Origin of the sequence: Arthrobacter agilis, assembly GCF_002953615.1 — a bacterium.
GTDB lineage: Bacteria > Actinomycetota > Actinomycetes > Actinomycetales > Micrococcaceae > Arthrobacter_D > Arthrobacter_D agilis_B.
The window spans coordinates 2,370,607-2,380,957 of the sequence record NZ_CP024915.1; the positions used below are offsets into that span (position 1 = coordinate 2,370,607).

At 67.9% G+C, this 10,351-nt stretch carries 8 protein-coding genes; 2 read left to right on the forward strand and 6 right to left on the reverse strand.

Going from position 1 to position 10,351, the window contains the following annotated elements; genetic code table 11:
* Positions 1 to 42: 42 nt before the first annotated feature.
* Positions 43 to 1,335: an ABC transporter substrate-binding protein gene (locus tag CVO76_RS11560; RefSeq protein WP_133082483.1), complete on the reverse strand. Its 1,293-nt coding sequence runs from the start codon at positions 1,333 to 1,335 to the stop codon at positions 43 to 45.
* A gap of 163 nt (positions 1,336 to 1,498) precedes the next feature.
* Here CVO76_RS11560 and CVO76_RS11565 point away from each other — a divergent pair, with 163 nt between their 5' ends.
* On the forward strand, positions 1,499 to 2,482 hold the full coding sequence (locus tag CVO76_RS11565) for an acetylxylan esterase (protein ID WP_208739355.1): 984 nt from the start codon (positions 1,499 to 1,501) through the stop codon (positions 2,480 to 2,482).
* Positions 2,483 to 2,559: 77 nt separating this feature from the next.
* Here the strand turns inward: CVO76_RS11565 and CVO76_RS11570 are convergent, their stop codons facing one another.
* The 5 genes from CVO76_RS11570 to CVO76_RS11590 form a co-directional block, all read right to left on the reverse strand.
* Positions 2,560 to 3,015, reverse strand: coding sequence for a BLUF domain-containing protein (locus CVO76_RS11570; protein ID WP_244185916.1), 456 nt, complete (start codon positions 3,013 to 3,015; stop codon positions 2,560 to 2,562).
* A 105-nt stretch (positions 3,016 to 3,120) separates the two neighbouring features.
* Positions 3,121 to 5,691, reverse strand: coding sequence for a rhamnogalacturonan lyase (locus CVO76_RS11575; RefSeq protein ID WP_244185917.1), 2,571 nt, complete (start codon positions 5,689 to 5,691; stop codon positions 3,121 to 3,123).
* 126 nt (positions 5,692 to 5,817) lie between these two features.
* Positions 5,818 to 6,972: a mannitol-1-phosphate 5-dehydrogenase gene (locus CVO76_RS11580; RefSeq protein WP_208739357.1), complete on the reverse strand. Its 1,155-nt coding sequence runs from the start codon at positions 6,970 to 6,972 to the stop codon at positions 5,818 to 5,820.
* Complete coding sequence (locus CVO76_RS11585) at positions 6,972 to 8,957, reverse strand: PTS mannitol transporter subunit IICBA (RefSeq protein WP_208739358.1); 1,986 nt, start codon at positions 8,955 to 8,957, stop codon at positions 6,972 to 6,974. The genes CVO76_RS11580 and CVO76_RS11585 overlap by 1 nt, the downstream gene beginning before the upstream one ends.
* A 62-nt stretch (positions 8,958 to 9,019) precedes the next feature.
* Positions 9,020 to 9,748, reverse strand: coding sequence for a TetR/AcrR family transcriptional regulator (locus CVO76_RS11590; protein WP_133082478.1), 729 nt, complete (start codon positions 9,746 to 9,748; stop codon positions 9,020 to 9,022).
* A 117-nt stretch (positions 9,749 to 9,865) separates the two neighbouring features.
* On the opposite strand from CVO76_RS11590, the gene CVO76_RS11595 reads away from it, so the two are divergent.
* On the forward strand, positions 9,866 to 10,351 hold a 486-nt coding region (locus CVO76_RS11595), incomplete at its 3' end, for a phosphoenolpyruvate-utilizing N-terminal domain-containing protein (protein ID WP_279628575.1).

Here is a 10,351-nt window from a genome sequence, read left to right on the forward strand (position 1 = left end):
CGTGCGCCGAGTCCGTTGTCACGATCTAACTCCTTTGTCTGCCTAGCTACCGAGCGTGACGGAGGCTTCGTCGAAGAACTGCTTCGCGGCGTCCTCCGGGGTCACGGCGCCCAGTCCGATGGACTTGCCGAGGTCCCAGAACGTCTGCTCGATGGCGCCGAAGCCGGCGACCGGTGCCGCCGGAGCGTCGCCCATGCGACCTTCGATGGAATCGAGGTAGTCCTTGACGGCCTTGTCCGGTCCTTCAAGGTTCGCACCCTCGAGCTGCGTCTCCGAGGCGGGGATGCCGAGTGTCGCGCCGAAGATCTCGCCGACCTCCGGGCTGTTGATGAGGAAGTCGACGAATGCCGCCGCTGCCTCGGGGTGCTCGGTCGAGGAGGATGCAGCCTGCATCAGGCCGACCTTGCGGTACAGGTCCTTCTCGTCCGGGCTGTCGGTGGGAGGAGCGACGATGGTGATCTCCTCGGCTCCGGAGTCTCCCAGATAGCCGCCGAGGAAGTTGCTCCAGCTCATCTCGCTGGTGGTCAGGTTGCCACCGAAGCCGGAGACCGGGTTGATCTCCTCGAGCTTGCTCTGCGGAACGGTGACCTTGTCGCGGTTCTCCTGGCCCTCGGTCCAGTGCTCGACGAGCTCCTCCTGCGTGAAGTTGAGCTCGCCGTCCTCGGTGAACAGCTCGCGGCCCTGCTGGCGCAGCTTCAGCTCGAGGTCCTGGATGCGCTGGGTGGTGTCGGTTCCTCCGTACACCGTCCCGCCCGTGGCGTCGGTGACGGACGCCATGTACGTGTTGTAGTCGTCCCAGCTCGTGCCGCCCTCGTAGGGCTCGACGCCGGCGTCGGCGAGCAGTGCCGGGTTCTGGAACACCGACCACGCGCTGTAGCCGGTGGGGATGGCGAAGGTGCCGTCCTCGAGCTTGCCGGTGGACAGCAGGCTCTCGTCGATGGCGTCGGTGGTGATGCCGTTGCCGAAGTAGTCCTCGAGGTTCAGGAGCAGGCCGTTGTCGCCGTACTGACGGAGGTAGGTGTAGTCGAACTGCATGACGTCCGGCAGTCCGCCGCCCGCCGCCTCGGTCTGGCGCTTCTCCCAGTACGACGGGTAGTCGGTGAACGTGTCGTTGATCGTGATGTTCGGGAACTTCTCCTCGAACGCCGCGATGGCCTTGTCGTAGCGGGCGGCGCGGTCGTCGTTGCCCCAGAACGTGTAGTTGAGGGTGATCTCTTCCTCGGTGTTCAGTGCTGCAGGTTCGCCCCCGCCGCCGCCACAACCGGTCAGGGCCAGGCCGGTGGCGGCCAGGGCTGCAACGCCCGTCAGGGTGCGCCGTGAGAATGTGCGGAACATCTTTGTCCTCCTGGAAAACTTCTTTGTCAGCCATCGTTGGACGCCTCTGGGAAAGCGTTATCCCACAGCGTAGATTGAATCGTATCAATGGTCAACAGCCTGATCCGGGCGAGCTTGTCCGCGCTCTATCTTCGCCCATCGAAGCCATGAAAGGATGCACCCCATGCCTCAATTCGACCTGCCCCTGTCCCAGCTACGGAGCTATCTGCCGGATCGCGACGAACCCGCCGACTACGACGCCTTCTGGGACAAGACCCTCGCTGAGCAGCGGACGCACGCCGCCTCCCCTTCCTTCGAGGAGGTGGACGCGGGCTACACCCAGCTGGTCACGGAGGACGTCACGTTCGCCGGTTACGATGGCCAGCCGGTGAAGGGCTGGCTGCTCACCCCGCGTCACCTTCCCGGCCCCCTGCCGACCGTCGTCACGTACATCGGCTACGGTGGCGGGCGCGGCCTGCTCGGCGAATGGACCGGACTGCCCAGTGCGGGGTTCGCGCACTTCGTCATGGACCTCCGGGGCCAGGGCTCGGGCCACCGGCCCGGCGACACCGCGGACGGCGCCCTCAACGGGCCCCACGTCGGCGGCTTCATGACGCTCGGCATCGAGGATCCCGCGACCTACTACTACCGCCGGCTCTTCGTGGACGCCGTCCACGCCGTCGAGGCCGCGCAGGCGCACCCCGCCGTGGATCCGTCCCGCGTGGTGATCTCCGGAGGCAGCCAGGGCGGAGGCATCACCCTCGCCACGGCGGCTCTCGCCCAGCGCGTCATCGACACCCCGCCCATCGGCGCGATCGTCGATGTCCCGTTCCTCGCACACATGCGGCGAGCCACGGAGATCGTCGACACGGTCCCCTACTCGGAGATCGCGAAGTATCTCGGCACGCGCCGGAACGCGGTCGACTCCGTCTTCCGCACGCTCAGCTACTTCGACGGCGTGAACTTCGCGACGCGCAGCACCATCCCGGCGATGTTCTCGGTGGGCCTGCTCGACGACGTGTGCCCGCCGTCGTGCGTGTTCGCCGCGCACAACCACTACGCCGGCCCGAAGCGCATGAAGGTGTACCCGTACAACGGGCACGAGCAGGGCGGCGCCTTCCAGGACGTGGAGCACCTGGCCTTCATCGGGGAGCTCACGGGCTCCTGAGGCCTCTTGGGCCGCGTGCGGACGACGGCGGGGATCGCCCACACTCCCGGCTCTCCCATGGTCGCGGAGAGGGCCGGTCAGGCGCGGTGCAGCCGGGCCGCGCGGTCCTGGAACCAGAGCAGCAGTTCGCGCAGGGCCGCGACGGACTCCTGCGGATCGTCCCCGCCCTCGATGTCTGCGAACGTGCTGCGGAACCCGGGAATGTCCTCCGCAGCCACATCGGAGGCGGGCTCGTACGCCATGGTCCAGTCCGGGAACTGCCGTTCGTCGATGGTCTCCCGGAGGAGGACGCGGACGTCCAGGTGCCGGGGATCCGCGGCGATGATGGACATGCGTTCGCGCAGGACGTCCGCCGGCCCCTCGATGACCTGGAGGAATCGTCCGCTGCGGTACAGCAGCATCCCCGTCAGGTGCGCACGGGCATTGTTCTGCCTGCTCAGGGCCAGCAGTGCGCTGAGCTCGCCGTCGTCGAACAGCTGGGCTGCGGTGCTCGAGTAGACGATCGACAGCAGGTCTCGGGGGTTTCGGCTCACACGGCACAATCTACCCAACGGCCGCCGACCGTGGGGCGGCCCGGGCTCCGGCAGGACCGCGTGCCCGTCCGCACGCGATCCTGCCGAGAGTTCTGCTCGGCGTCGTCAGCCCAGCGTGGTGAGGACCGCCGATCCTGCGTACCCGAGCTGGACCCGGGCCTCGTCGGACACGGTGCCCGGCTTCGTCTGCTCCAGCCGGTCGAGGAACTTCTGCAGGGCCCGCACCGCGTTGCCGGACTGGTCCCTCTCCACGGCGCGCTGGGCCTGGTCGAGCGAGGTCCGTAGCTGCTGCGCGGCCGGACCCGAGACGTCGCCCGCCGCGATGGCCTGCTCGAGCTGTCGCTGCAGGGCGGGAAGCGCACCGGGCAGAAACGCGTCCGGGACGGGGACACCGGTGAAGTCGGTGTCCGAGGCCAGGTAGAAGCCGGTGTAGGCAGGCTGGTTGTAGGCCGTGTTCTGGCGGGCGATCTCCGCGCGGTACTGCGGATCGTGCATCAGGGTGTACAGCTTCCGGTCCGTCACCTCGGTGCTCACGAAGATCCGGATGGCAGAGCTGTCCGCCGTCCGGACCAGCAGTTCCTCGCGCCAGTCGCCGAGGACATCCGCGACGAGCGACGGGTTGCCCTTGGTGCCGTTGTTCGTGCGCGTGCCGGTCGCCGTGAGCAGGCGGCCGCGCTTCGCGTCGTCGATCGTGGCGGACTGGCTGCCGGTGCCGTTGACGAGCTGGGTGGTGCCATCGGCGGCCCAGCGGATGCTCATGTTCGTCCCCGGGCCGTTGCCCGGAAGGAGCTGCCCCGACGCCGAGCGGAGCCCCACGGCCCAGTTCTCGATGCCGCGGACGGCGGGATCGATGTCGCCGATCATGCCGCGGCCGGTGTCCCTGCCCGTGTAGCCGCCGAACAGGACCTCGCCGTTCGATGCATCCCGCATGGCCCAGCCGTAGGGAGCCCCCGTCGCACCCTCGTGCACGGAGAAGATCTCCTGGCCGGGGCGGTCCGGGTCGATGTCGGTGACGTGGATCGCGTCGCCGTGGCCCAGCTTCGCCTCCGTCCCGGGGGCGGAGCTGCCGGCGGGGAGGATGTCGGACGAGCTGTAGAGGAGCGAGCCGTCGTCATCGATGGTGGCGCTGCCGTAGACGATCTCCTGCCGGCCGTCGCCGTCGACGTCCGCGGCGCTCAGCGAGTGGAACCCCTGCCCGGACAGCGCGCCGAATTCCTCGCTGCTGCCCCTGCCGCCGTGCGGCCCGTCGTTGAAGGGGTTGGACATGGGGACGTGGCCCGAATCGACGGCCCAGTCCTGGGCCAGGCGCTCCCCGTCCCAGCTGTAGGACACGATGTTGGCCCGCGTGTAGTAGCCCCGGGCGAAGACGGCCGACGGGTTCTCGCCGTCGAGGTACGCCACGCCGGCGAGGAAACGGTCCACGCGGTTGCCGGGCTCGATGCGGGCCATGGCGTAGTCCCCCCACAGCAGGCCGTCGTCTCCTCGGCCCGGTTCGTAGGGGACGGTCTCGAGTTCGGCACCGGTGGCTCCCTCGAACATGCTGAGGTACTCGGGTCCGTCGACGATGAAGCCCTCGAAGGCACGGAGGTTGTTCCGCGCGCTCCGGGACGGGGCGTAGACGTCGATGAAGTAGTCCGCCATCGCGCGGGCGTCGGCGTCCGACAGCGGGTAGTCGTAGCGCTGCGCGATCCCGAAGGCCTCCTCGAGCGTGGCGGGCCAGTTCCCCGCGGCGACCTCGGGGTGGTCCTGCCAGCCCTTGAACATCCCGACCACGTGCTCGTAGTAGCCTGCGGCATCCAGCCGGTAGTCGTCCGTGTCCGTGTAGCCGGCGACGACGTCGGCCTCGGGCAGTGTCACGTAGCGTTCCGAGGTGACCGCTCCGTCGGGTCCGTAGGTGATGGTCTTCGTCCCGGGCGCCGTCTTGAGCATCAGCTCGGACCGGCCGTCGCCGTCGAAGTCCGACACCAGGAACTGCGTGTAGTGGGCGCCGGAGCGGATGTTGACGCCGAGGTCGACCCGGCTCAGCAGGCGCCCCTCCGCCGTGTAGGTGTCGATGTAGGTGTTGCCCGTGTACCCGATCTGGGAGACGTCCTTGGAGTTCGAGGGATCCCACTTCACGAAGTACTCGTAGGCGCCGTCCCCGTCGACGTCGCCGACGCTCATGTCGTTCGCCGCGTAGGTGTAGGCCTCGCCCGCCGGCGTCACGCCGTCGGCCGGTCTGGTCAGCGGCAGGTCGGTGTACGCCTGCGTCCAGGGTGCCACCTCGGCGCTCAGCTCCACCTCGACCCCGTCGACGACGGCACCCACGCTGTACCGTGCGGCGGCGGCCGCGCCTTCCCCGGTCACGGCAGTATCGAGGTAGTTGGTGCTGTCCGTGACGGTGGCGACGGGTTCGCCGTTCCGGTAGACCGTGTAGTCGGTGCCCGTCAGGCCGTCCGCCGTCGCGCCGGCCACCTCGCCCGCCTTGAGCCGCCAGCTGAGGAACACACCCTGGGGCGTCGCGGCGGCGACCAGCCCCCGGTCCAGGTATTCGAGTTGCACTCCCCCGATCGGAGCGGCGTTGCCGGCTCCCTGGCCCTGCGCCATGGCGGGGACGGCGAGACCGGAGAGGGTGAGGAGGGTGCCCGTGGCGAGGGCGACGCAGGTCGAGACCGCGGTTTTCTTGACCGAACTCATCATTGAATCCATTAATTCGAAAACGCTTTCCTTAATCAACCTAGGTTTCGGGGCTCCCGGCGTCAAGGTCCGACCACGAAAAAGGGAGCAGCCGGAGCTGCTCCCTTTCCCTGCCGTCGGCCTCGATCAGGCGGAATGGCCCGGCGCGTGCTGCACGATGATCTCGCGCACGGGACCGTACAGCGGGTGCTCCGCTTCGAGGCCCGTGATCGTCGTCGTCGCCTCGCCCGGCTCCTGGGAGGCCAGGATCTCGGCCAGTGCTGCGACCTCGGGATCGTCGGCGGCCGAGAAGGCCAGTGCGGCCTGCATGGCCTCGAGCAACGCGGCCGGGTGGACGCCGGTCTCGGCCAGTTCAGCGGCCGGACCGACGAACCGCTCCTTGCGGCTCAGCTTCCGCAACGGCGCCCTGCCGACGCGCACCACCGTGTCCGGGAGGTGCTGGTTGGTGAAGCGGCGCAGGATCTTCTGCACGTAGGCCTCCTGCTCCGCCGCGTCGAACCCGTGCTTGGAGACGAGCAGCTGCTTCGTCTCGTCGAGCACGGCCCGCACCTTCGCGGCGATCGCCTCGTCCGCCATGGCGTCGGCGATCTTCTCGACGCCGGCCGCGTAGCCGAAGTAGGCGGCCGACGCGTGGCCGGTGTTCACCGTGAACAGTTTCCGCTCGATGTACGGCTCGAGGTCGTCGACGTAGGTCGCGCCGGGGATCTCGGGCGCGTTGCCCTTGAACGGGGTGCGGTCGATGACCCATTCGAAGAAGGTCTCCACGGTGACGTCGAGCCCCTGCCCGGGCGCCTGGTTCGGCACGATCCGGTCCACGGCGGTGTTGGCGAACACCGCGCGTGACGCGAGGTCCAGGGCCGCACCGTCGTACGTCTGCTCGACCTCGCGGCGCAGGATGTCCGTCGCGTTGATGGCGTTCTCACACGCCATCACCTGCAACGGAGCGAGCTCGTCGCTACGCCGGGCGATCGCCCGGGCGATGACCGGGGCGAGGAACTTGAGGACGTTCGGCCCCACCGCGGTGGTGACGATCTCCGCCGTCGCGACCTCCGCGACGACGTCCTCCTCCTGCGACCGCGAGTTGAGGGCACGGTAGTTGTCCACCGTCTTCACCGCCGGCTCCTCGCCGACCTCGTGGACGTCGTAGCTGGGCGTCGAGGCCAGCTGATCGATCAGGGCATCCGCGACGTCGGCGAAGACCACCTCGTACCCGGCTTCGTGGAGCAGGAGCCCCACGAAGCCGCGTCCGATGTTCCCGGCTCCGAAATGTACTGCCTTCACTAAGCATTGACCTTTCCGAAGAGGGCGAGGACCTCGTCCACCGAGGTGGCCTCGTCGAGCTTGGCGACCTGGTCCTTGTCGGAGAAGACACGGGCGATCGCGGAGAGGATGGACAGGTGCTCGTTGTTGACGCCTGCGACGCCCACCACGAACTTCACCTGCTTGCCGTTCCAGTCGATGCCCTCCGGGTAGCGCACGATCGACACGGCCGAGCGCTTGATCAGGTCCTTCGCCGCGTTGGTGCCGTGCGGGATGGCGAGGAAGTTGCCCATGTAGGTCGGGACGGACTTCTCGCGCTCGTGCATCGCTGCGACGTAGCTCGAGTCGACCGCACCGCGCTCGACCAGCAAGCGGCCGGCCTCGTTGATGGCGTCCTCCTGGGTGGTCGCCCTGCCGTTCAGCACGACGCTCTGCTCGGCGAGGACGTCGTTGGCACCGGTGCCTGCGCCGTCGGTGTCCGCGTCGGCCTCCGATGCCGCGGCGGCCGGCATCGGGTTCTTCGGATCGACCCCGCCCTCGGCCGAGGCACTGGCGCGCACCAGTTCGACGATCTCGTCATAGCGCGGGCTGTTCATGAAGTTGTCGACGGAGACGTGCGTCGCGCGCTGCGTCAGGGGCTCGGCGCGGGCGGCGAGGTCCTGGTGCGTCACGACGACGTCGTAGTCGTCCTTCAGGTTGGCGATGGCGAGGTTCGTGACCTTGACGTCCGGGAAGCCGGCCGCCTTGATCTTGTTGCGGAGCACCGAGGCACCCATCGCGGAGGAGCCCATGCCGGCATCGCAGGCGAACACGATGTTGCGGATCGGTCCGTCCGTGGCGGACGTGGAGCGGAAGTTCCCGGCGACGGAGCTCTTCTTGCCCTTCAGGCCCTCCATCTTGGAGGCGGCACCGGCGATGTCGTCGTCCGTCGACTTCGAGGTCTTCAGGATGACCGAGCCGATCAGGAAGGAGACCGCAGCGGCCATCAGGACCGACAGGGTGATGCCGATGAAGCTGTCCTGGGCGGTCGCGGCGTAGACGGCGATGATGCTGCCCGGTGCGGCGGGCGAGCGCAGGCCCGCACCGGTGAGCACGAGGGTGAAGATACCGGCCATGCCGCCGCCGATGACGGCGAGGACCATGAGGGGCTTCATCAGGACGTACGGGAAGTAGATCTCGTGGATGCCGCCGAGGAACTGGATGATGATGGCGCCGGGAGCGGACGACTTGGCCATGCCGCGGCCGAAGACCGCGTAGGCGAGCAGCAGGCCGAGCCCTGGGCCGGGGTTCGCCTCGAGCAGGAACAGGAGCGACTTGCCCGTCTCGGTCGCCTGTTCCGTGGCGAGCGGGGTGAGCACGCCGTAGTTGATGGCGTTGTTCAGGAACAGGATCTTGGCGGGCTCGATCAGGATGCTCGTGAAGGGCAGGAGTCCCGAACTGACGAGGAAGTCCACGCCCCTGCCGGCTGCGTCGCTGAAGAGCGTGACCAGCGGGCCGACGGCGAGCAGACCGAAGACCGCCATGAGTGCGGCGAAGATACCGGCGGCGAAGTTGTTCACCAGCATCTCGAAGCCGGGGCGGATCTTGCCGTCCCAGATGCTGTCGATCTTCTTCATGAGATAGGCGGTCAGCGGGCCCATGATCATGGCGCCGATGAACATCGGGATGCTCGTGCCGACGATCACGCCCATGGTCGCGGCCGCGCCGACGACGCCGCCACGGGTCTCGTAGATCATCTTGCCGCCGGTGTAGCCGATGAGCAGCGGAAGCAGGTAGGTGATCATCGGACCGACGAGGCCGACGTTCGGATCGCCGGCCGCGTTCTCGCCGAAGCCCCCGAGCACGCCCACCGGGAAGTAGCCGGCCTCGATGAACAGTGCCGTGATGAGGCCCCACGCGATGAACGCGCCGATGTTGGGCATGATCATACCGGACAGGAACGTCCCGAATTTCTGGACGCGGACCCGGGCACTGGTGCCGGACCTCGCTTCTAGTTGTGTTGCCACATTCTTTCCTTACCGTTGTCCCCGCAACTCTGCGGAGAGGGATGGGTGATGACCGGGAAGCGTCAGCTTCCCGACCTGCTGGAGATGCGCTGGAGCCATTCGAGGAAGAGCTTCAGTTCGGAGCTGGAGAGCTGGTCGGGGTGCGAGGACTGCAGCGCGGCATTGAGGGCGATCGCCGCCACGACCACGGAGGGTGTCCCCTCCGTGTCGGTGGTGGGGTCGCCCTCGGAATCCGTGGCCACGGCCGAGATCACGGCTTCCCGCGTCATGGCGGAGAGCTCGAGGTTGCGTTTCGCCGCAGGTTCCGCGATCAGCATGAGCGTGACGCCGATGTTGGCGGCGAGCATGCTGCGGGCGGCTTCACGCGGTGAGACGACGAGGCGGGCCGCCGCGGCCGCCCGCGCCAGCACCTCCTCGAGGAACGCCTCCGCACTGGCCACCATGGATGGCCTGCGCTCGGGCCGGATGTTGCCGAACATCACCAGGTAGAGGTGCGGATGGTCGAGGCCGAACTGAACGTGGTTGTCCCAGTGCATCCGGAGGTCCTCGATCGGTTGTCCCGACGTCGGGAGGCCCCTCTCGGCGTCGAGGTACTCCGAGAAACCCTCGGCGACGACGGCGTCGAACAGGCCTTCCTTGTCACCGAAGTGGTGGTACAGGGTCGGAGCGGTCACCCGGGCGGCTTCGGTGATCTGCCGGGTGGAGACGGGCTCGCCGTTGGACTCCGCGAGCAGTGCTGCGGCGGCCCTCAGCAGCCTGTCCTTAGGCGCTGGTTCGCCTACTTTTTTCATGCCTGCTACCGTAGCACCTATAGCACCGTTATATGAACTGCATCACAAATAGTTTTTGCCTCGAGCGGCACAATGGTGCTAGACCGAAACACACCGGCAAGGAGACAAGGACGTTCAATGGAGAATTTCGCAGGGGTCGGAGTCAGCCCCGGACGCGTGATCGGTCCGATCCGCCACATGCCGAAGTCGGTCGGCGAACCTCCAGCCGGTGAACGGCACGACTCCCCGGACGCTCCCGAGGCCGCCGTCGCAGCCCTGAAGGCCGCCTCCAAGGCCGTCCAGGAGGAGTTGAAGCGCAGGGCGGGGATCGCCAAGGGCGATGCCAAGGCCGTGCTGCAGGCGACCTCGCTGATGGCGGCCGATCCCATGCTGCTGAAGTCCGCGACCAAGCTGATCAACAACGGCACGTCACCCGCGCGTGCCGTCTGGGAAGCCGGCGCGTCCGTCGCCGAGATGCTCCACAACCTCGGCGGCTACATGGCCGAACGCACCGCCGACGTCCTCGACGTCCGCTCCCGCATCGTGGCCGAGCTGCGCGGCCTGCCCGCACCGGGCATCCCGTCGTCGGACACGCCCTTCGTCCTCGTCGCCGAGGACCTCGCA